Source organism: Lysobacter antibioticus (assembly GCF_000731095.1).
In the GTDB taxonomy this organism is placed as follows: domain Bacteria; phylum Pseudomonadota; class Gammaproteobacteria; order Xanthomonadales; family Xanthomonadaceae; genus Lysobacter; species Lysobacter antibioticus_B.
The window spans coordinates 49,929-70,361 of sequence record NZ_JMTZ01000001.1; the positions used below are offsets into that span (position 1 = coordinate 49,929).

At 65.8% G+C, this 20,433-nt stretch carries 19 protein-coding genes; 10 read left to right on the forward strand and 9 right to left on the reverse strand.

What is annotated here, in order from left to right:
- Positions 1-74 precede the first annotated feature (74 nt).
- Together EX88_RS0100230 and EX88_RS0100235 are read right to left on the reverse strand one after the other, a co-directional pair.
- Positions 75-1,238 carry a M23 family metallopeptidase gene (locus tag EX88_RS0100230; protein WP_031370019.1) on the reverse strand — a complete coding sequence of 388 codons (1,164 nt, stop codon included), beginning with the start codon at positions 1,236-1,238 and terminating at the stop codon, positions 75-77.
- A gap of 517 nt (positions 1,239-1,755) precedes the next feature.
- Positions 1,756-2,184 (reverse strand): VOC family protein, encoded by a 429-nt coding sequence (locus EX88_RS0100235; RefSeq protein WP_031370020.1) that lies wholly within the window; start codon positions 2,182-2,184, stop codon positions 1,756-1,758.
- 201 nt (positions 2,185-2,385) lie between these two features.
- On the opposite strand from EX88_RS0100235, the gene EX88_RS0100240 reads away from it, so the two are divergent.
- From EX88_RS0100240 to EX88_RS26720, 6 genes are all read left to right on the forward strand, one after another.
- A complete protein-coding gene (locus tag EX88_RS0100240; RefSeq protein WP_051884242.1) occupies positions 2,386-3,309 on the forward strand; it encodes a hypothetical protein in 924 nt (307 codons plus the stop codon).
- Positions 3,310-3,510: 201 nt separating this feature from the next.
- Complete coding sequence (locus tag EX88_RS0100245) at positions 3,511-3,807, forward strand: hypothetical protein (protein ID WP_031370022.1); 297 nt, start codon at positions 3,511-3,513, stop codon at positions 3,805-3,807.
- Positions 3,808-4,195: 388 nt separating this feature from the next.
- Entirely contained in the window at positions 4,196-5,302 is a 1,107-nt protein-coding gene (locus tag EX88_RS0100250) for an alpha/beta fold hydrolase (RefSeq protein ID WP_031370023.1), read from the forward strand.
- 133 nt (positions 5,303-5,435) lie between these two features.
- Positions 5,436-6,887, forward strand: coding sequence for a DUF2235 domain-containing protein (locus tag EX88_RS0100255; RefSeq protein ID WP_200875775.1), 1,452 nt, complete (start codon positions 5,436-5,438; stop codon positions 6,885-6,887).
- Positions 6,888-6,939: 52 nt separating this feature from the next.
- Positions 6,940-7,353, forward strand: a complete 414-nt coding sequence (locus tag EX88_RS23310) for a hypothetical protein (RefSeq protein WP_036147695.1) — start codon at positions 6,940-6,942, stop codon at positions 7,351-7,353.
- Positions 7,354-7,745: 392 nt separating this feature from the next.
- Positions 7,746-9,374 carry a proprotein convertase P-domain-containing protein gene (locus EX88_RS26720; protein ID WP_031370026.1) on the forward strand — a complete coding sequence of 543 codons (1,629 nt, stop codon included), beginning with the start codon at positions 7,746-7,748 and terminating at the stop codon, positions 9,372-9,374.
- A gap of 150 nt (positions 9,375-9,524) precedes the next feature.
- Here EX88_RS26720 and EX88_RS24160 read toward each other — a convergent pair whose 3' ends face one another.
- Positions 9,525-10,316, reverse strand: coding sequence for a restriction endonuclease (locus EX88_RS24160; RefSeq protein WP_051884243.1), 792 nt, complete (start codon positions 10,314-10,316; stop codon positions 9,525-9,527).
- Positions 10,317-10,569: 253 nt separating this feature from the next.
- On the opposite strand from EX88_RS24160, the gene phaZ7 reads away from it, so the two are divergent.
- Entirely contained in the window at positions 10,570-11,745 is a 1,176-nt protein-coding gene (gene phaZ7, locus EX88_RS0100275; protein WP_051884244.1) for an extracellular native short-chain-length polyhydroxyalkanoate depolymerase PhaZ7, read from the forward strand.
- 61 nt (positions 11,746-11,806) lie between these two features.
- Here the strand turns inward: phaZ7 and EX88_RS0100280 are convergent, their stop codons facing one another.
- Entirely contained in the window at positions 11,807-12,490 is a 684-nt protein-coding gene (locus EX88_RS0100280; protein ID WP_031370029.1) for a class I SAM-dependent methyltransferase, read from the reverse strand.
- A 573-nt stretch (positions 12,491-13,063) separates the two neighbouring features.
- Here EX88_RS0100280 and EX88_RS0100285 point away from each other — a divergent pair.
- Together EX88_RS0100285 and EX88_RS0100290 are read left to right on the forward strand one after the other, a co-directional pair.
- Positions 13,064-14,707: a tyrosinase family protein gene (locus tag EX88_RS0100285; RefSeq protein WP_235186171.1), complete on the forward strand. Its 1,644-nt coding sequence runs from the start codon at positions 13,064-13,066 to the stop codon at positions 14,705-14,707.
- Positions 14,708-14,713: 6 nt separating this feature from the next.
- Positions 14,714-15,112 (forward strand): hypothetical protein, encoded by a 399-nt coding sequence (locus tag EX88_RS0100290; protein ID WP_051884245.1) that lies wholly within the window; start codon positions 14,714-14,716, stop codon positions 15,110-15,112.
- A 61-nt stretch (positions 15,113-15,173) separates the two neighbouring features.
- Here the strand turns inward: EX88_RS0100290 and EX88_RS0100295 are convergent, their stop codons facing one another.
- Positions 15,174-15,554, reverse strand: a complete 381-nt coding sequence (locus EX88_RS0100295; protein WP_036147697.1) for a YciI family protein — start codon at positions 15,552-15,554, stop codon at positions 15,174-15,176.
- Between the two features lie 230 nt (positions 15,555-15,784).
- On the reverse strand, positions 15,785-16,708 hold the full coding sequence (locus EX88_RS0100300; RefSeq protein ID WP_031370033.1) for a M14 family metallopeptidase: 924 nt from the start codon (positions 16,706-16,708) through the stop codon (positions 15,785-15,787).
- Between the two features lie 233 nt (positions 16,709-16,941).
- Between EX88_RS0100300 and EX88_RS0100305 the strand changes: the two genes are divergently transcribed.
- Positions 16,942-17,172 carry a DUF4287 domain-containing protein gene (locus tag EX88_RS0100305; protein WP_031370034.1) on the forward strand — a complete coding sequence of 77 codons (231 nt, stop codon included), beginning with the start codon at positions 16,942-16,944 and terminating at the stop codon, positions 17,170-17,172.
- 178 nt (positions 17,173-17,350) lie between these two features.
- On the opposite strand, the gene EX88_RS0100310 is transcribed toward EX88_RS0100305, so the two are convergent.
- The 3 genes from EX88_RS0100310 to EX88_RS0100320 all read right to left on the reverse strand — a co-directional run bounded on the left by EX88_RS0100310 (position 17,351) and on the right by EX88_RS0100320 (position 20,201).
- Positions 17,351-17,953: a DUF6445 family protein gene (locus EX88_RS0100310; protein ID WP_031370035.1), complete on the reverse strand. Its 603-nt coding sequence runs from the start codon at positions 17,951-17,953 to the stop codon at positions 17,351-17,353.
- 52 nt (positions 17,954-18,005) lie between these two features.
- A complete protein-coding gene (locus EX88_RS0100315) occupies positions 18,006-19,433 on the reverse strand; it encodes a glycosyltransferase (protein ID WP_152565993.1) in 1,428 nt (475 codons plus the stop codon).
- Between the two features lie 345 nt (positions 19,434-19,778).
- Positions 19,779-20,201 carry a YqaA family protein gene (locus EX88_RS0100320; RefSeq protein WP_031370037.1) on the reverse strand — a complete coding sequence of 141 codons (423 nt, stop codon included), beginning with the start codon at positions 20,199-20,201 and terminating at the stop codon, positions 19,779-19,781.
- Positions 20,202-20,433: the final 232 nt, after the last annotated feature.

The following is a 20,433-nucleotide window of genomic DNA, read 5'->3' on the forward strand; positions in this document are numbered from 1 at the left end:
TTCGGGCGGACGCGAAAATTCACCCGGCGGGCTCGTTCGCGATGGCGACGAGCTCGCCGGATGCGCGGCTTCGCTCAGGGGTTGGTGAAATAACCCGAGCAATAACGCGAGCCGTTCTTGCTCAGATAGAAGCGGCTGCAGTTGGTGTCGTAGCTGCTGCCCAGCGCGGTGATCTGGAAGCCCGACAGATATACCCCGTTGAGGTGATAGTGGCTGCCGTTGTACTTCAGCGACCAATGCTCGTGCGGGCCGGTGGAGGCACCGCCGTTGCACAGCGCCTGGGCGCGGGTGTTGGCCGGGTTGCCGATACGGCTGTTGGCGGCGACGCTCGCGCCGGTGCCGTACTGCAGGTTCATCATGTGGTAGTAGGTCGTCGACCAACCGCCGCTGTGCACCACTTCGGCGAAGCACGAGGAATGGCGCTTGAACGAGCCGCCGGCCGAGGCCGACACCCAGTTCCCGCTCTGGTTGCTGCCCCAGCCACCGCCGCGCGACATGTCCAGCGACGACATCGGGTAATTGCCCGAGCCGGTGTTGGTGTGCGCGCCGCCGACATGCCAGGACGCGCCGCGCGGGTACGGGAACTGCAGGAAACCGTTGGCCGGCCCGGCCAGGGCGTTGACGTCGCTGGTATCGGCGAAACGCGCCGACGCCGGCACTGCCTTGCGCGGCTCGTTGAACAAGCGGCCGTAGACCTGCTGGAACTCGCCGTCGCCGCGCAGCGCGGCACTGGCCTGGCTCTCGCCAGCCTGCAGGTACAGGGCTTGCAAGGGATTGCTGCGCGCCAGCGGCACGCGGCCTTGCGGCGCCAGCGACGCGTCTTCCTGCTCGTACAGAGCCTGGCGCAAGGCCGTGGCGACCTCGCGGGTCTGGCCATTGAAATCCTTCGCCGTCGACAGCTTGCCGAACGGACGGCGCATCGCATCGGCGCTGGCGCGCTGACGCGACACCACGCCGCTCTGCTGCTCCATCAGCGCGATCAACACCTTCGGGCTGATGCTGCTGTAACCGGCCCAGTGCGAAATCGACTCGCTGTGCCGCACCAGATGCGGCGCGTGCTTGGCCAGATAGGCCGCGGTGTCGAAGTCGAACATCTCGTCGTAGGAATACACCAGGTCCTGGCCGCTCAACCCGGCAGCGGCGTTCGCATCGCGCCCGCCGGCCGTCGCCGTGCCGCCGATGGCCGCTGCGATACAGCAGGCCAACAACCCCAGTCGTGCTTTAGAAATCGCCTTCATCGTATCGCTCTCGTCGAATGTGGGGTGGCATGCATGCCCTGTCCGCAACGACAGATCCGGCATCGAGCGCAGTGTGCTTTCTCGTTCGCATCGGCCACCCTGAGTGATGCGATGTCCCGACTCTAGGGTTCGTCAACAACGCTGTCGTGCGATCGCAGCGCAGTTGCTCACTTGCGGTGAGACTGCTCCTGCACTTCCTTCATTTCGAATCGTCATATGGCAGCGAATCGCTGCAGATGTATTCGATGTCAGTCGCGTATCGAGATTTCATCCCCTGCGAATCGACGGCGCATACGCTGCGCACAAAGCACATTAGCCCGCATTCACGATGCGTGATTTTCGCTGTTTGAAACTTCATCGAGCCGCGTGCGCCGCACTGCACGAACGCGCATTCATCGCAAGCACTCGCCCGGGTTTTCCGGAGGGGAAACCGGTTTCGTTTGAATGCGGCGATGGCGCGATATCCGCGCCATCGCCGCAAACCCCGCCGTGTGCGCTGCGGGCCGGGTGGTGCGCCTCAGAAGGTGATCTTCACCGACGGCGCGCTGCGCTCGGCTTCGCCGTGATACACCGCCTCGATGTTGTTGCCGTCCGGGTCCAGCACGAACGCGGCGTAATAACCGGGGTGATAGTCGCGGCCTCCGGGCGAACCGTTGTCCTTGCCGCCGTTGGTCATCGCGGCGCGGTGGAAGGCATCGACCATCGCCCAGTCCTGCGCCTGGAACGCGAGGTGATGGCGCCCGGTCAGGCTGCCTTGGGCGGCCGGGCTGTCGGCGGTCGACACGAACAACTCGTCGGCCCAGAAATGATCGTCGCCGCTGCCGGCTATCGGCACCTTCAAGGCGGCGAAGACCGCGGTGTAGAACTTCCGGCTCGCCTCGATATCGCGCACCACCAACTGGATGTGATCGATCAAACGGCCGCGGTGCAGTTCCTGCGTTTCCATGCTCGCCTCTCCCGTCGTCATGTAGTCGTGCCCGCCCCAGAACCGGCGGATCGGGCCTGAATCCTTGCCTGTTTTACGACCGGTATCAAGAAACCGCGTTGAAGATGACGTTCCGATAGGGGCAACCCTAGCTGTGCCCGCGGCGGGCGCGGCCTAAAGTGCCCGCATCGGCAGTGCCCTGTCGGCGAGAGGAGCCTTCCCATGCACGTCTCCGGCACCAGCGGCAGCGCCTGGATTCCCCAGACGTCGGTTCCCGTCCAAGAATCCGCCCGCCCCACCCTGCCCGACGGCCCGGAGCTGATCCACGTCGGCGAGTTCATCCCCCAGGGCCAGGGCTACGATGCCCAGCGTCGGCAAGTCCTGACGACCTACTACAACAAGGACGACGGCGTCCTGTTGTCGATCCAGAACCAGGACGGCGGCCCCGAGGTCAAGCACGTCAAGCTCGACGGCGGCAGCGCCGAGAACCTGTGCGCGATCGCGCCGGACAAGGGCGGCGGCGTGGCGACCGACGGCAAGTTCGTGTACCTGGCCGATACGGAATCGGTCTACGTGTATCGGCGCGAAGACATCGATGCCGCCCAGAACGGCGGCTCGGTCGAGCCAGTGTGGATCAACCGCATGCCGGAGGGCAGCAACGCCAGCTACCTGACCGTCAAGGACGGCCAGGCCTATGTCGGCCAGTTCGCGGTCGACCCGAACGGCTTCGGCTCGGACCAGGCCAAACAGGATTTCGACGGCAAACCCAGCCTGGTGCGTTTCGATATCGGCGCCAAGGGCGAGTTCGTCAACCCCAGCGCCCCGGTCGAGACGCCCTACTACGCCCAGGGCGTGACCGCGACCGACCGGGGCCTGCTCTTCAGCACCTCCTTCGGGGGCCAGGACGAATCGCCGCGCGAGCTGGTCTTTCAGCAGTTCACCGGCAACGGCGCGAACTTCCGACTCGAAGCGGCCAAGGATGCGCAGAGCGTCTACCGTCTCGACCATTACGCCGAAGGCATCAACGTCATCGACAACGAAGTCTGGGTGACCTACGAAAGCGCCGCCGACGACTACCGCGACAGCGGCGTCGAACCGCGCACGCACATCCAGCGCATCCCGCTCGGCGAACTGAAAGACTACTGATCGGACCGCAGCGGCCGCATCATCGCAGACGCAAGCGGACCGCGAGAAAACTCCCCGGCGGGTTCACGCACCGGCCTGGCCCACGTTCCAACAGGCAACGGACGAGGCGCTTTAGCGCCTGTTCCGACCAGGCGCGGCTGCGGGCAATGGCGAACCTTGCAGCGCGTCCTGCCTTTCCGCGATTGCCGATGGGAGCGTCCGATGTCCAGAAACAAGACTCTTTTTATCTACAACGACACCAGAGCCGACCAGGAGTGGACCATCTATTCCGAAGGCGTCATCAATCAAAGCTATACGCTGGGCCAGGACCGAAAGAGCTTCACGGTCACGCTCAGCGCCAACGCCGTGATCAAGTTCGGCGTGGACGATGCCGTGTATCTCGACGCCATCTACGACTATCGCAGCGACAGTTGGACCAGCCGCACCGCCACCCCGAACGAGATGCAGTTCTCCGCCGCTCAAAGTGCGGTGAGCGTCACCTGCAGTTATGTTCCCTGAGCCGATTCGAAGACTTCCGAGTAAGAACCGGGTCGGAGACCGCCATCACCGCTAGAGTCTCCGACCCCGCTTCGCCATTGGCCTGCCCCTGGGACGCGACGATCCTTCCCGACCGGCCGAACTGGCCGACCTCCCTGCCGGCGTGCGCGTAGTGCGCCCGAACCGCGCTTGGATCCGCTCATGAGGCCTCGAGGCATCGCCCGGCGTCGGCCCGTGGATAAGACCGGCCACGTCTGAACATTGCAGGTATCGCCCCTCGCGCGACGCCGCCGTCGATGCAACCGTTTCCGCCATCGCCGCATCACTTGCACCACGCAACGAAGCCTCGGCCGGCGCCACCGATCCGTTCGCTGCGTCGTCCTGTCGACCACCGATCCGGAAACTGCCTATGAAGACGATGCCTGCTTTGTTCGCCCTGTTGCTGTCCGTCCCCGGCCTGACCATGGCCGAGGAATGCAAGAACACCTCGGACTACGAGCGCGCCCGCGCCGTGGTCCAAGACCTCAGCCGCATCGTCGCCCCGAACGGGGTCCAGGAAGCCTATGCCGTGCGCATCGGCGGCATCGACCAGTGGCTCAACGTGCGCGGCCAGGACAAGGCCAACCCCATCCTGCTGTTCGCCCACGGCGGCCCGGCCTCGCCGCTGATCCCAACGATGTGGCAGTTCCAGCGTCCGATGGAGGAATTCTTCACCGTGGTCAACTGGGACCAGCGCGGCGCCGGCAAGACCTTCGCCTCCCACGATCCGCAGGCTTATGCCGACACCCTGCAGGTCGAACGCTATGCCGACGACGCCATCGAAATCGCCGAGTACGTGCGCAAGCGCTACGGCAAGCGCAAGGTGGTGCTGGCCGGCCACAGCTGGGGCACCATCGTCGCGATGACCGCGGCGCTGAAGCGGCCGGACCTGTTCCATGCCTACCTCGGCGTGGGCCAGGCCATCAACGTGCGCGAGAACGAGCGCATCAGCTTCGACTACGGCATGCAGCAGGCCAAAGCCCACGGCAACACCGAAGCGGTCAAGGAGATGGAGGCCATCGCACCCTACCCCGGCGACCAGCCGATCACCCGCGAACGCATCATCGCCGCACGCAAGTGGTCGCAGTACTACGGCGGCATGACCGCCTACCGCGACGAGTCGCTGTACTTTTACCGCGCCCCACTGCTGTCGCCCGAGTACAACGACTGCGACCGCGCCGCGGTCAACCGCGGCAACGAGTTCAGCCTCGGCCGCGTGCTGCCGGAATTCGTCACCGTCGACTTCAGCAAGGTCCGCGAATTCCCGATCCCGGTGGTGATGTTCATGGGCCGCCACGACTACACCACGCCGTCGCAACCGACCGCGGACTGGCTGGCCCAGGTCAAGGCGCCGTACAAGCAGGGCGTGTGGTTCGAGCACTCCTCGCACATGATCCAGTGGGAAGAACCCGGCAAGGTCCTGGCCAGTCTGTTGCAATACGTGCGACCGCTGGCCAAGGACGACGCCAAGCAGTGACCGCTGCGCATGCGGGCCGGCGCGCTGCCGATGCGGCCGCCGGCCCCGATCGCGGGTCCATGGCCGACCTGCGCCCCGATCCACGTTGCCTACCCATAGCCACAGGGCTACAGGGAAGATCGCAATGTCGGCCGTGGACCGATCGAAAAACATCCTCATCTTCGCCGATGGCACCGGACAGGCCGGTGGGCTGCGGCCCGACCAGCGCCTGAGCAACGTCTACAAACTGTACCGGGCCACCCGCAACGGCCCCGAGAGCCCGATCGACCCGGCCGAGCAAGTCGCCTTCTACGACGCCGGCCTGGGCACCGACGCCGATGCCGGCCAGGTCCGCCTGCGTTTCCTACGCACCCTGCGCAAGTTCTTCAGCTCGGCGATGGGCACCGGCATCAGCACCAACATCGTCGAATGTTATGCGGCGATCTTGAAACACTACGAGCCCGGCGACCGCATTTATCTGTTCGGTTTCAGCCGTGGCGCTTACACCGCGCGCTGCGTCGGCGGCGTACTCAATCTGTGCGGCGTGCCCACCCACGACGCGGACGGCAAGCCGGTCCCTCGCTACGGACGCGGCCTGATGCGGGTCGCGCGCGAGGCGGTACTGCAGGTCTACGAGCATGGCGCGGGTAAGGACCGCGGCAAGTACGAGCCCGAACGCAAGGAGAAAGCCCGGCGCTTCCGCCTCAAGTACGGCTGCGACATCGACGGCCAGTCGAACGTCGTGCCGTATTTCATCGGCGTGTTCGACACCGTTGCCGCGCTCGGGGCCAAGGGCCTGCTGCGCTTCGTCATGGTGTCTCTGCTGGTCGCGCTGACCATCCTGCTGCCTTGCGCCGTCCTGTACGGCTTCGATCTGGGGCGTTACATCGTCCCCTACCTCGGCGGGTTGATCCTGGCCGGCGTCTACCAGTTGTTCAAGCAACACTACCGGTCGATCCGCGACTTTCCGAACCCGGGCGATTTTCGCTGGCATTTCGCCGGCTGGCGTTCGGGCTTCTACGACCGCCTGCTCGGCCGCCGCGTCCGTTACGCACGCCATGCGCTGTCCATCGACGAGCGCCGCGCCGACTTCGCCCGCGTCGAATGGGGCGTGAAAGGCCAGCACGTGGCGCACGAGCCCGGCGAACCGGAGTGGTTGCGCCAGGTCTGGTTCGCCGGCTGCCATTCCGACATCGGCGGCAGCTACGACGAAGACGAATCGCGGCTGTCCGACATCGCCCTGTCGTGGATGCTGGAACAGACCGCCGAACTGCCGCACCCGCTGCTGGTCGATCGCAGCCGCCTGCACCTATTCCCTTCCGCGGCCGGCATGCAACATTGCGAGATCCAGCGCATGCTCGATCGTTACCCGGACTGGGTCCCGCAGGGGTGGCGCATCGCCTGGAAAGCCAAGTCGCGGATCGAGGCGCGCGGCGCACCGCTGCATCGCAGCGTGTACGAACGCTTCGACCTGGCCTCCGTGCGCCACTGCGGCGAGGTCCGTCCCTATCGGCCGGACTCGTTGGCCCTGGACGTGCGGCTGACCCGTTACTACGCGGTCGCCGAGACCGCCTCGTGCCCGCAGTCGCTGCCGCACGAAACTTGACAGCATCGACATTCTTATCGAGCCTACGCGCCCACATACGGAGGTGATCGATATGCATGTTCGACCGGCGGCCCTCGCGGCCATGGCCATCCTGGGCCTGTGCGCTCTTTCCGCCCATGCACAGACCACCGTGCTGAGCTACAACGAAATCGCCGCCGAATACGCCGCGAACCCCGAGGCCGCGGGGAAGAAGTACGACGGACGCCGTCTGGCCTTCTCCGGTCAGCTGATGCGCATGGGCTCGGAGCCCGGCGGCACCTACTTCGGCGCGATCGCCGAGGACGGCGCGATGTTCGACACCGCCTTCGAAGTCGCCGAGCAGGAAGCGCTGAAGGCCAAGTTCGAGGGCAACGAGATCCAGCCGTTCCAGAAATCCTCGACCCTGGTGTTCGAGTGCACGAACGAAGGCCAGGTCGGCACCGTCGTGCAGGGTCTCAAGCTGACCAAGTGCCGCGCCGCGGAGTAAACCGCCACGCACTGGAAGCGAACCAAGCCGGGCTCCCATGGAGCCCGGCTTTTTTATCGCCTCAAGTCAGCAACGCCCCGGGGATAGGAGCGGCGCGAGCCGCGGCCGCGCAGCCACAGCGACCGCGCCGCCATCACGGAAGCGACGATGGAATCGATCACGAGCGCCTACCCATCGGCTCATCCCCTGCGACACCCCTGCCTTACAGTGCACGAGGACATGCCCCGGACCGAAGCGCTTCGCTCGCCGGCCATGTCCTGTCGCCCCGGGGTCTCTCGATCGTGCCGAAACGAACGTCCGCAGCCGCACAGCGGCCTCGGGCGCGCCCGCTCGCGCAATCGGGGCACGGCGCGTCATCGCAAGCCTCTCGATCATCACACCAAGGAGTTGGTATGAAGCATACGCAATTGAAAAAGACCGCCCTCGCATCGCTGGCGCTGTCGCTGGCACTGCCCGCCGCCGCACAGACCACCCTGCGGGTCCCGGCGGATTACCCGACCATCCAGGCCGCGATCAACGCCGCCGTCGCCGGCGACACCGTGCTGGTATCGCCGGGCAGCTATCCCGAACGCCTCAATTACGACGGCAAAGCCATTACCGTGATCAGCGAGGGTGGCCCGGCGACGACCATCATCGACGGCGGCAACAGCGGCAACGTGTTGGTATTCGACAGCGGCGAAGGCCCGGCCTCGCGCCTGGAAGGCTTCACCGTCAAGAACGGCCGCGCCAGCTTCGGCGCGGGCATCGACATCCTGGCCGCCTCGCCGAGCATCGTCGGCAACATCTTCGACACCAACACCCAGACCGCGGGCGGCTACGGTGCGGCCATCGGCGGCAACGGCTCCTCGGCGCTGATCGAGCGCAACATCTTCCGCAACAACAGTTGCGACACCCAGCATTTGTCCGGCGTGATCACTTTCGTCAACGGTTCGTCGCCCGACATCGTCAACAACCTGATCGTCGACAACCCCTGCCGCGCGATCACCATGACCCTGCCGAGCGGCAACAGCCCGCAGGTGTCCAACAACACCATCGTCGGCAACCGCACCGGCATCAAGGTCAGCGCCCAGGTCAACTCGACCCTGCACCTGTACCAGAACAACATCCTGGCCGGCAACGCGGTCGGTTTCGAGATCACCAACGGCACCCCGGCGAACCATCCGCTGTTCAAGAACAACCTGGTCTTCAACAACACCAGCAACTACGTCGGCGTCGCCGACCAGACCGGCATCAACGGCAACCTTTCCGCGGACCCGTTGTTCGTCGCCCCCACCATCGGCAACTACCACATCGCCGCCGGCTCGCCCGCCGTCGACGCCGGCGCCACCGCCGATTTCTTGCCCGAAACCGACATCGACGGCGAAAAGCGCGTCATCGACGGCAACGGCGACGGCGTGCGCACGGTCGACATCGGCGCCGACGAACTGAAGGTGCTGTACCCGCCGGTCGCCGACTTCAGCCTGGCCGCCGCCGAGCTCAAGGTCAGCTTCACCGATACCTCGACCGACCGCGACGGCGTCATCGCCTCGCATCTGTGGGACTTCGGCGACGGCAGCCAATCGACCCAGGCCCATCCCGAACACACCTATCTCGAAAACGGCACCTACACCGTCACCCTGACGGTGACCGACAACGACGGCGCCAGCCACAGCGTCAGCAAGCAGGTCGCGGTGAGCGGCAAGACGTTCTTCGAGAACGCCGGCGACTACCCGATCCTCGACCTGCGCAGCGTGGAAAGCCCGATCGTCGTCAGCGGCGTCTCCGGCAATGCGCCGGCCACGCTGAAAGTAGCGGTCGACATCAAGCACACCTTCATCGGCGACCTGCGCGTCGACCTGGTGGCGCCGGACGGCACCCGCTACACCCTGCACAACCGCAGCGGCGGCAGCGCCGACAACATCATCAAGACCTATACCGTGAACGCTTCCAGCGAAGCGGCGAACGGCACCTGGAAGCTGCTGGTCAACGACAACGCCCGCGCCGACGTGGGCAAGATCGACCAGTGGAGCCTGCAGTTCTGATGAATACCGCCGCTTCGGCGGCGCGACGGATACGGTCCGGGCTTTGATGGCCGGCCGCACCGGGAGGGGCGCAGCGAGTCGATTCGCTGCGCCTCTTTGATTCGAAGACTCTCAAGATTCTGCTCGTGGCGCCGCCTATATGCCTGGCCGCTACATCTCAGGGGTCGATTGTTCGATGATCCGCTGCGATTCCTCGGCACGGCGTCGCGCTTCGCGGATCTCGGCGTCGGTCGCCTGCTTCTGCTCCGGCAACACTTCTCCATGCCAGGTCACGCTATCCATCGGCCTATCGTCCTCCCCGCGAGCTGGAGGTATCGGCCCCGGCTCGCGTTCCATGCGCTGCGCAGCGGGCCCTGCCGTGCCGGCCGTGCGCTGCAGCAAGGTCTGAATCAGCCATAGGAAAACCAACATACCCAGCAGAGAAAACAACCACCAAATGGCGTTGGCTGCGCGCTGTGAAGCGCGATTGACGCGCCCGCGCCTGCCGTGGCCGTTCGCTGTTGTGCGCACAGTGAATTGCGAGGCGTCGAGCCGATCCAGGCGCGCACCCAGCATGAGCCTGAGGGCATCGCCATCGATCAATTGAACGTGCCCCTGGCGGGTTGCGGCATCGATCGCAGCGCGAGTGAATTCGCCACTGCTTACCAGGATCGCGCCTGTTGCCCCTTCATTGACCAGCAGGCCCAGCAATTCGTGTACGGCGTTATGCGGAACCTGCTTGGCATTCCAGTGTTTGCACTGGACCAGGATGTACTCATCCTCGCGATGGAGTTTCAGATCGATGCCGCCGTCGAAACGCGCCCCGGTGCCCGCTGTTCCCACGTGCTCGACGCGGAACCCCTGCCCGCGGTAATGCTCCGCGAGTAATGCCTCCAGTTGCTCCCAGCCGACTTTGGCCAAAGCGTCGTCGCGACGCTGGCGTACATTCTTGAGTCCGTTCATACCTGCCCCGCAGCGGCCCACGCAAAAACGATAACCCACATCGGCGGCGCCATTCGAGTGACCCGGTGTCGGCAGGCGGGATGGTTGCGATGCATCGATACCCGCGCCTCTCGGACGGACGAACAGCGGGCCGTCAGCCTACCTGCCCGGCATCGCCCATAGGTGCAATACCCAAGCTCACCCCACAGGTCCAGCATCGGCCCGATCCGGCGTTCGTCGCCGTCGAGCCGACACCCTGGGGAGGGAAGCACTCATGCTCCGCACCGCGCTGAAGTGGGTTTGCCACGGTCCGTCCGATTCCGCCTTCGATTCGACCCGCGCCGCGGGCCTGACCCTATCGGCCCTGCTGCCGATGCTGGGCGCGCTCGCCTTGCTGGCGCCCTCCACCGCTCGGGCGCTGGATTGCGGCAGCAACAACGGCTACACCTGCCAAGGCACGGCTTCTCAGTACGCGGGAGGTTTCAGCCCCGGCGTGGGCAGCGGCGGCTTCGGCGGCGGCGATTGTATCGCCACGCGCACGCCGGTCGTATTCGTCTCCGGCAACGGCGACAGCGCGCTCAGCTTCGACATGCCGCCGGCGGCGGTCACCGGCTACGCCACACCGGCCCATTCGATGTACGACGAGCTCAAGGCGCGCGGCTACAACGACTGCGAGCTGTTCGGCGTGACCTATCTGGATGCGGAGGAACGCAGCTCGCCGCAGTACAACTATCATCAGCCGGCCAAGTACCAGATCCTCAAGACCTTCATCGACAAGGTCAAAACCTACACCGGCCGCGGCCAGGTCGACATCGTCACCCATTCGCTGGGCTCGTCGATGTCCCTGGCGATGCTGCGCTACTACGGCTATCAGGCCAGCGTGCGCCGCTTCGTCAATATCGGCGGCGGGCTGCGCGGCCTGCAGACCTGCCTCAGCACCGGCTATCAATCGCCGTATGCGCCGACCTGCAATGCCGAGGCCTATGTTTTTCCGTACGACTACTACACCTTCGGCCTTTACCCGAGCAGCGGCGTCGCCTACTACGGCTATAACCGCTGGACCGGCAGCGGCAGCAACAGCCTTCGCGCCGTGCCGGCGATGTACAGCGGGATCGCGTTCTACACGATCACTGCCGGTCTGCACGACCAGGTGCAGTGCTTCACCACCAGCTACTCGGCCGGTTGCAGCAGCGGCGCGCTGTTCAACCCCGCCAGCAACGTCAAGGCGCAAGTCGACATCGGCGTGGGCAGCACCGCCTATGCCTACGATTGGGATTGGAGCGACGGCAGCCCCTACAACGCCGGCGGCGGCGACACCAGCAACGGCGTCGGCCACTTCCGCTCCAAGACCAACGCCGGCCGCATCGTCTACAACATGCTGGCGACGACCTGCACGACCGGCTGCGCGAACGGCTATGTCGGTGTGAACGGGCCGGCAGTGAATCGCTAGAAGCACCCAGACGGCGGAACCGTGATGGACCGCCGCGTCGAGCCCGATCGAGCGTGGGCCTTTACGACGGCGGGTTACCGTTTCCGCCGCCTGCGCCGCGGCTGTAATGCAGCAAGCGCCCGCGATGCGGAGGCAGGTCCGTGTCGTTCATCGGGCAGCGCCGCTCTTCCACCGAATAGCCCTGCGCCAGCATCAGGCGGGTGAAACGCGCGCTGTTGCCGCGGCCGGGATCGGTGATCAGCACCTGCGCATCGTCGAAGGCGTGACGAGCGATGACCTCGCCGATCAACTCGGCCTGATCGCGCTCGTACAGCACGTCGCTGGCGATGATCAGGTCGAAGCGGCCGAGCGTGGGCAGCGGCGTGTCCCAACGCAGTTGCCGGTAATGCACCGCCGGCAGTTGATTCAATGCGGCGTTGTAGGCCAGGAAGGGTTCGGTGAGCGGATGCACGTCGCTGGCGACGATGTTCGCCCCGCGCCGCTGCAACACCAGGCTGGCCAGGCCGATGCCGCAGCCGAGTTCGAGGATGCGTTCGCCATGGATGGCGAAACGGTGCATGGCCTGCGCCAGCAATTGCCCGGCCGGCCAGACCTGCCCGAACAGACTCCATTGCGCGGCGGAAATGCCGAGGCGTTCGCCGTGGCCATCGGGATCGCTGAACTGCTGCAGATCGCTCAACACTCGCAAGCCCCAGGCGTCGCCGCCTACGGTCAGGGAAAGTTGTCGGGTGGTATAGCCGGGCAAAAGCCGCTCCCAAGTGGGCGTCCCCCTGGATCAGGGCGATGACGCGTGAAAGGGAGCGAAGCGAGCGATCAAGGATCGGTCGGGCGAGACGCGCGATTGGAACGGCTTACGACTGCATCCTACACCTGTGCGGGCGGTCGCGAGGCCGAAAGCCTGAACCGAGCGTCGGCCGCGACGCGCAGTGCCTGACCCAGCCGGCGCGGGCCGACCGGCGCCTGCTCACTCAGCGGCAGGCTGAGCTTGCGCGACGGCCGCTTCGCGACGACCCGTGTCCGCCGCCGGCTCGAAACTGCGACCGCCGGCCCGACTTCGTCATCGGCCTGGCCGCCCCGCTCCCCTCACTACGTCCATCCCGAAGAAGCGCTGTATCGACGGTCGTGATCGGCGATCTCAGCGCTCTGCATCGTTCAACGACCGAGAGATGGCCGCCGACTTCGAAGATGCCCGCCGCGAAGATGCTCGATGCCCGTCGACATCCAAGCCGGGCGCATCGACGCGATACGAGAAGGCGGAACAAAGCGCTCGGCAAACCATGCAGCCGATTACGGATCGCCCACGAACCAGGAGGACTGCATGATGCGCTATACACGCCGCGAATTTCTGACCACCACCGCCGCCGCGCTCGGCAGCTCGATGTTGCCGTTCGGCTCGGCCCTCGCCGCAGGCGCCGAAGGGCCGGACAAGGCCGCGCGCTGGCGTCGTTACGACGTCGCCACCCCGGAGGGCCAGAAGATGCTGGTCAGCTACGCGCGCGGCATCGAAGCCATGCTCAAGCTGCCTCCCGAAGATCCGCTCAACTGGTTCCGTAACGCCTTCACCCATTTCCTCGATTGCCCGCACGGCAATTGGTGGTTCTATGTCTGGCACCGCGGTTATGTGGGTTATTTCGAACGCGCCATCCGCAGGCTCAGCAACGATCCGAATTTCGCCATGCCGTTCTGGGACTGGACCCGCCATCCGGAAATCCCCGCGGGCATGTTCGACGGTGTCCTCACCCCCACCGACGGCGCCTATTCGCCGTATACCGGCAACCTGGCGAAGTTCACCTCCTTCATCAAGCCCTCGCTTACGAAGTACTGGAACTCGCTGTCGAGTGCGCAGCGCACGCAGTTGCAGTCGCGCGGTTATTCGACCTTCGACCAGGTCTGGAACGACGTCACCGGTTACAACGTGGCGCAGAAGACCGGCATCTCCGGCAATCAGGCCTTCGTGGTCACCTGCGCTGCGCGCTACTTGTCGCGATCCAATCCCAAGCTCGACGAGAAAACGACTTACGACGTCTCCCCGCACGTCATCGATTCCGGGCTGGCGCCGACCCTGTTCTACGATCCCAGCATCAGCAACAGCTTCGCCAGCTCGAAGACCGCCACCCATCTGGTGCAGCCCGACGGCTCGACCCATTTCTCGATCCTAGAAGGCTTCCCGCACAACAAGGTGCACAACTACATCGGCGGCGTCGGCCCGATCGACCCGGGCCCCTACGGCAACATGACCAACTTCCTGTCGCCGGTGGACCCGATCTTCTATCTGCACCACTCGAACATGGACCGCCTGTGGTATCTGTGGACGAAGAAACAGTTCTTGGCCGGCTTGCCGATCCTGCCGACCGGCAGCGATTCGAACACCTTCCTGAACGAGCCCTTCTTGTTCTACGTCGGCGGCGACGGCGGCTTCGTCGGCCCCAGCAAGGCCGGCGACTACGTCAGCACGACCGCCTTCGACTACGACTACGGCCCTGGCTACGGCAGCGAACTGCCAACGCAGCCGAAGTTGCAGGCGTCGGCGGAACGGTTCGGTTCGATCAAGGGCGCGGTCGAAGCGAATACGGCCTCGGTGACCTTGCCGGCGGCGCTGGTAAAACGCCATCTGGCCGATACCTTACCGGCGCCGTTGATCGCCGAGGTCACTTTCGACCGCCCGGACGGATTGGCGCTCGCGCGCGAGTTCGACGTGCTGGTCAACGCGCCGGCCGACGTCGGCCAGGTCGACGCGAACAGCCCCTACTACGCAGGCACCATCGCCTTCTTCGGCTCGACCATGCCGAACATGGCGATGTCGCACTCGGCCACGTTCGCCGTACCCTTGCGCAAGACCTTGCAGGCGTTCTCCACCGCCGAAGGCGCCAGCACACGCTTGAACATTCGTTTGGTGCCCTCGGGCCCGCAACCGGCCGACCCGGTGCCGGTCAAAGCCGTTTCGATCACCTCGGGCGGCTGATCGGGCATGTTTCGCGGCCTCGTCGCCGTCGTCTTCGCACTCGCCCTGCTGATCGTGCAGGGCGGGTGCGCGGCGAGCCGCGATTACACCAGCCTGACGCTGCCGCATCCGCCGAAACCCGGCGAGCGCGCCTTCCTAGAAGTGGAGTTGGGCGCGCTCCCCACCGGGCATGAGGTCGAAGTGAGCAGCGACACGGGGCGCAGGCTGGGGGTGATCTCGCCCCATGCCATCCGTCCCGGCCGCGACGCCGGCACCTATACCCTGCCGTTGCCCGCCGATGCGGTTCGCGACACGCCGTTGCGTGTGAGGATCCGCATCACCCGTGCGGACGCCGCGCCGCGCGAGGCGTCCGCCGATGAAGTACGCGGCGTACGGGTGATCCTCAGCGGCGACCAGGGCCCCTGAGCGCACGCTCAGCATCTGCTCCGGTTGCAGCGACTCGGTCGCGGCGAATCAATCGACTCAGTCAGTTGACTCGAATCGCCTCGCCGCCGCACTCGCCGTCGGGTTGCAACTGGCGCAATTCGCACTCGATGTCCCAAGCATCGCCGTGGACCGCCAGGAAACGGCGCGTGTGCGCGATCGCCTCTTCCTTCGAGTTCGCCTCCAGCAAGGCATAGCCGCCGATCACTTCCTTGCTTTCGGTGAACGGACCGTCGGTGGCGGTGATCTTGCCGCTGCGCAAGCGCAGGCGCACGCCGTCGGAACTCGGGGTGAGACCGGCGGTGCCGATCAGCACCCCGGCGCGGGTCATCTCTTCCATCAACTTGCCCATGTCGGCCATCAACTGCTCGGTAAGCGGTTGGCAGGTGGTCTCGTTGATCCGGATCATCGAAAGAAAGCGCATGCAGGTCTCCTGGTGGTCGCATCGGTGGAGCGCGGCCGCCGGAAGCTCCGGCGCTTGAAACCCGCTCCTGTCAGGACGACGAACCAGCGGGGCGGAAATCGACACGCCCGCGGAAATCGATGCACGGCCGGGACAAGCCGGCCCAGAGCCGCTCGGACCCTACCCACTTGAGGCCGCCGCGGAGGGCGGCCTCGTAACTTGCGGCACCGGCCGAGACCGGCGCCGGGCGCTCAGGCCTGGTGAGCCAAGGCGAAATCGATGGCCGCGCACACCGCCGCCGCCTGCGCGGCATTGCACTGCTCCGGCGTGGCGCGCGGGCTGTCGGGATAGACCTCGGTGGTGGTGCGATAGCGGGCATCGGTGATGCCGGCGCACAGGCCGAGCGACTTGACCGGGTAATTGATCACGCCGTGCGCGACCACGGTCGAGCCGATGATCTCGCCTTGGGCGTCGGCCGGAGCGATATGGGTAACTTTCTCGACCGCGGCGATCACTGCCTGCTGGAACTCGGGTTGCGGGTCTTCGCTGTCGCCGACCAGATAAAAGCCGTCGGGGATTTCGCCGGGCTCGTAGGGCTTGCCGTCGCGCGCGGCCAAGGCTGGGCGGAACTCGGACTCGTCGCTGTCGGTGGTTTCGTGCAGGTCGATGTGCACCAGCGCCTCGGCGCGTACCGGCGCGACCAGGCGCATCAACGCCGCCGATTCTTCGGCCGGGCTGTTTTCGCGGAATGAGCGGTTAGGGTCGATCGCATCGGCGTTCCAACGGTGGATGCGTTCGTAGGCCCAGGGGCTGATGCAGGGCGCGACCAGCAGATTGACCCGGCCGGCATAGTCGGCGGCATGGCGCTCGACGAATTCCAGCGCGCCGTGCACACCGCTGGTTTCGTAGCCGTGCACGCCGCCGGTAACGAGCATGCAGGGCAAGCCGTCCTGCCAGTCGCGGCTCTTGATCGCGAACAAGGGATAGCTGTCCGGGGCGTAATCGAGGCGACCGTACTCGACCACGTCGAAACGCGAGCGCAGACGCTCGATCGCGCTGACCACGCCGGCCTGGTAGCTGCGATGGCGGACCTGGCTGGAGCGCCATTGCGCCACTTCCGCCGCGCCCCAGGGCTGTCCGGGCGTGCCGATCGGGTAGAAAGCTGGTGCGGTCATCGCGTCGCTCGCTCTGGTGCGTGATGGAAAGGCCGGTATTTTAGCACCGGCCCGGGAGCCGGCCGGTCAAGCGGGCTCCGGCCTCCCTGCACAAAACCCGGGGCAGGCGATGAGCCGTCGAAAAAATTCGCGCCGGAACCAAACACCGTGTCGATTCGTCGGCGCCTCGTTCGTCGAATTGGCACAAGGGCGAAAACCGACCGCCCCAACCAACCACTCCAGGAGCCGCACCGATGTCCTTCCAGGCCTATCTCGACAATATCCAGACCAAGACCGGCAAGACCCCGGCCCAGTTTCGCTCCCTCGCCAAAAGCAAGGGTTTCGCCGACGCCAAGGGCCTGAAGCCGGGCATCAAGGCCGGCGACATCATCGCCTGGCTGAAGCAGGACTTCGAACTCGGGCAAGGCCACGCCATGGCCATCGTGGCCCTGCTCAAGGGCAGCAAGAAGGAAGGCGACAAGTAAGACTCAGCCGTACGCGGGCACCGGCAAGACGAAGAGCGCACGAGGCCCGACCGGGCCTCAGGTCGAAGCCCTGCTCGGCAGGGCTCGATTCGACAAAGCGCTCGCCCCAAGTGGGACGACGGAACCAACGACGGAGCCAGGGCGGGAATTCGGCGAACCGCGCCCGGCTTCGCGCGATTTATGCGGCCTCGAAGAACATCAGATAGACCAGGCGGCCGTTCTGCAGGCTGTCGCCGAAGCCCGCGCCGGCGGTATGCCACAGCCACGGCCTCAGCAGGATCAGGCGATTGAAGCGCATCGGCACCGTCATCGTCGTTTCCCAACAGCTGTCGTCGAGGCCGTCGCGTTCGATGATGTCCTGATGGGCCTCGTCGATCGAGGCATACCCCAGCTCGGCCAGCTCGCGCTCGTTCATCGGGCGGCGATCGGTGTTGGTGCGGCGATGGCGGAAGAAATCGGTGCCCCCGCGGCAGTCCTCGGGACGGCTGAGGTAGAGCACGCCGGACCAATAACCTGGGTCGACATGAACCTTGCCGCGGCCCTGGTCAGAGCCCAGGGTAATGCGGAATTTCGCGTGCGACCCCAGCGGCGAGATCACCTTGAGACGTTCGCCGACGATGCTGGACACGTACTGGGCCAGGCCGTCCAGCTCGATCCGTTCCAGCGAATTGCGCCCCGGGAACGCGCCCTCCTGATCCGGATACGTCAGGCGCAAGGCCGCGTCGCGCAGCCCGTTCGCGTGCTCGAAGAAGTCGTCGACAACGATCAGGGAAGTGGGCATGTCAGCGGCGGGACGATCAATGAGGGGACGAAGCCGGAAAGGATGAAGCGGCTCAGGGCGGAACGGGAGCGGTCGACAAAGTCAGCAGGCCGCCGGCGAACAGACGATGGCCGGCTTCGATCCGTTCCATCTCCTGCGAAGCCAGGTCGGCGCAGCGCTGCCCCAGCAACTGCGTCGCCAGCGCGACCGTCTCCGGCCGCAGCGTGGTGCTCGCATAGTCGTTCAGGCTGCGGCCGCTCGGGTCCAGACTACGCACCAACGGGCTCAGTTGCACCTGCAGCGTTTCGAAATCCGGCTCGGGCGGCAAAGGATGCTCCAGACGGTCCAGCGCCGCCAGCAAGCTACGCTCGAACGCCGCGACCGACCAGCGCTCGTCGATCAGCGCGGCCCCGCGCCGGCATTGCCCGGCGATCGCGTCGCGCCGGCCGAGGTCGCCGAGGATGCGTTCGGCGACGCAGCGATACGCCGCCGGGTCTTGCCGGCCGTCGGCCTGCGCCGCCATCGCCGGCGTTTCCAGCACGGTGATGCCGTTGCCGGGCGGCAGCAGGAAACGGTTGTTGCCGACGCCGTTGGTATAGACCGGGCAGCCGTTGTGGACCGATTCCAGCACGTAGAAACCGAACGGTTCGGGAAACCGGTTATAGGCCAGGGCGAAGTGGCTGGACCGCATCAGGCGGAACAAGGCGCGCTGGTTGAGGTTCGGCACCGGCACGAAGTAGTCGTCGCAGGAGCGGCCGCTCCCGGCCAGCATCGCGTCCATCGCCCGGCGGGCGTCGAGGGTCAGCGACGACTCCGAGACCAGCAACTTGATGCCCTTCGCGCTCGGGCCGCCGCGCAGTTCGTTGAGCCAATACATCACGCTCAAGGTGGCGAACCAGTCCTGCTTGCCCGGCTGCAACGCGTGCCCCCAGACCAGGCCGCCCTCGATCCGGCGCAGGATCTGCGGCGGGATGTCGGCGCCGTAGCCGAAACCCGGGTGGCCATCCGGGCTTTCGACGCAGGGCACCGGCAGTTGCAGGCTGGTCAGGGCGCGCATGCCGTGCGGGTTGAGACAGCTGCGGCGGTGCCAGTTGGGAAAGGCGAAGGTCGCGTGCAGGGTGCGTTCGAGATAAGGCGAGTTCGCGCAATGCAGATCGATGTCGCGCGAGGTCATCCACACGCCGGTACCGTAGGCCAGGCCGTGGTACAGCATCAGGTTGCGCCGGGACCAGCCGCGGCTCGGTGCGCGGATCGAGGTGCCCGCGCCGTCGAACAGGGCCACATCCGGCGCCGACGAAGCATCGAGCGCGGCCAGGCGCGCGCTCAGCGCGAACGGTAGCATGGCCTCTTCGCCCAGGTCGCTGCGCGGCGGCTCGAACGCGCGCACCCGCCAGCGATGACGGGCGAGGATCGTGCCGATCGTATCGTTGACGTAGCCGACCGAGCCGTGAAACGGCGGACCGCCGGTCTTCGACAGCATCAACGCGATAGAGCCGGCCATTCGTACATCCCTGTGCTGGTGAAGTTCGGCGACGAGCGCGGCTGCGGCCCTCGTCCTGGCCGAACCTCCCGCGCGCGAAGCAGCGAGAACATTGGACAGAACAGGTGCGGCACCGGCCGATCGAAGGCCGCGCGCACACCTCTTGGGCGCATTGTACAAGGCCCTCTTGAGCGAACCGAGACTGCCAAGTGGGCCTTGACAGTAGATGCGGACCGAAGGCTTTTGGTTGTAAGGCAGAGATACCGCTGCTGCGTGGCTGCGGATACGACCCGGCACCCCGTCGACGAACAGCGACCGCGCAGCAAAGCAACATCGCGCCAACGCCCCCGGCCGCCGTCAACGCACTCAGGCATAGCGCACAGCGACGACCGCCAACACCGCGTAACGCGCGGTCTTGGCGATGCTCACCATCAACAGGAACACCCGCAGGCGCTCGCGCATCACCCCGGCGGCGAGCGTCAACGGGTCGCCGACGATCGGCAGCCAGCTCAACAGCAACGTCCACTTGCCGTAACGGCCGTACCAGGCGCGGGCGCGCGCCAGCGCCGCCGGCTTGACCGGAAAAAATCGGTGATGGCTGAAACGCACCGCTTCGCGCCCGAGCCACCAGTTGACGGTCGAGCCGAGCACGTTGCCGATGCTGGCCACGAGCACCAACAACCACGGCGTATAGCCGGCCACGACCATTCCCGCCAGCAGGGTTTCCGATTGCGCAGGCAACAAGGTGGCGGCGACGAACGCGGTAAGGAACAGTCCCAGATAAGCCATCGCGCGCATTCTAGCGTCGCCGCCGCGGCCCTTCGCGCGCCAGGCCGGTTGTACGGCCCAGGCGGCGGTATCGCCGGTAATGCAACGGGGCAGACTTTCTTCGTCCCGGACGGACTCGAAAGCTGCCCCGCTGTCTCGCAAGTATCGGTCGTGCGGCGTAGCCCGCGGTCGCGGGCTACGCCTCGGCGCTCAGCTCACCAGATCCGCACTCATCAAATCTGTACTTATCAAA

What these genes read in the sequence shown, in the direction of transcription:
- phaZ7 (WP_051884244.1), top strand. Translation starts at nt 10,570, where the DNA reads ATGCTCCGCACCGCGCTGAAGTGGGTTTGCCACGGTCCGTCCGATTCC.
- EX88_RS26720 (WP_031370026.1), top strand. Translation starts at nt 7,746, where the DNA reads ATGAAGCATACGCAATTGAAAAAGACCGCCCTCGCATCGCTGGCGCTG.
- EX88_RS0100315 (WP_152565993.1), bottom strand. Translation starts at nt 19,433, where the DNA reads ATGGCCGGCTCTATCGCGTTGATGCTGTCGAAGACCGGCGGTCCGCCG.
- EX88_RS0100230 (WP_031370019.1), bottom strand. Translation starts at nt 1,238, where the DNA reads ATGAAGGCGATTTCTAAAGCACGACTGGGGTTGTTGGCCTGCTGTATC.
- EX88_RS0100285 (WP_235186171.1), top strand. Translation starts at nt 13,064, where the DNA reads ATGATGCGCTATACACGCCGCGAATTTCTGACCACCACCGCCGCCGCG.
- EX88_RS0100235 (WP_031370020.1), bottom strand. Translation starts at nt 2,184, where the DNA reads ATGGAAACGCAGGAACTGCACCGCGGCCGTTTGATCGATCACATCCAG.
- EX88_RS0100290 (WP_051884245.1), top strand. Translation starts at nt 14,714, where the DNA reads ATGTTTCGCGGCCTCGTCGCCGTCGTCTTCGCACTCGCCCTGCTGATC.
- EX88_RS0100320 (WP_031370037.1), bottom strand. Translation starts at nt 20,201, where the DNA reads ATGGCTTATCTGGGACTGTTCCTTACCGCGTTCGTCGCCGCCACCTTG.
- EX88_RS0100250 (WP_031370023.1), top strand. Translation starts at nt 4,196, where the DNA reads ATGAAGACGATGCCTGCTTTGTTCGCCCTGTTGCTGTCCGTCCCCGGC.
- EX88_RS0100240 (WP_051884242.1), top strand. Translation starts at nt 2,386, where the DNA reads ATGCACGTCTCCGGCACCAGCGGCAGCGCCTGGATTCCCCAGACGTCG.
- EX88_RS0100310 (WP_031370035.1), bottom strand. Translation starts at nt 17,953, where the DNA reads ATGCCCACTTCCCTGATCGTTGTCGACGACTTCTTCGAGCACGCGAAC.
- EX88_RS24160 (WP_051884243.1), bottom strand. Translation starts at nt 10,316, where the DNA reads ATGAACGGACTCAAGAATGTACGCCAGCGTCGCGACGACGCTTTGGCC.
- EX88_RS23310 (WP_036147695.1), top strand. Translation starts at nt 6,940, where the DNA reads ATGCATGTTCGACCGGCGGCCCTCGCGGCCATGGCCATCCTGGGCCTG.
- EX88_RS0100300 (WP_031370033.1), bottom strand. Translation starts at nt 16,708, where the DNA reads ATGACCGCACCAGCTTTCTACCCGATCGGCACGCCCGGACAGCCCTGG.
- EX88_RS0100245 (WP_031370022.1), top strand. Translation starts at nt 3,511, where the DNA reads ATGTCCAGAAACAAGACTCTTTTTATCTACAACGACACCAGAGCCGAC.
- EX88_RS0100305 (WP_031370034.1), top strand. Translation starts at nt 16,942, where the DNA reads ATGTCCTTCCAGGCCTATCTCGACAATATCCAGACCAAGACCGGCAAG.
- EX88_RS0100295 (WP_036147697.1), bottom strand. Translation starts at nt 15,554, where the DNA reads ATGCGCTTTCTTTCGATGATCCGGATCAACGAGACCACCTGCCAACCG.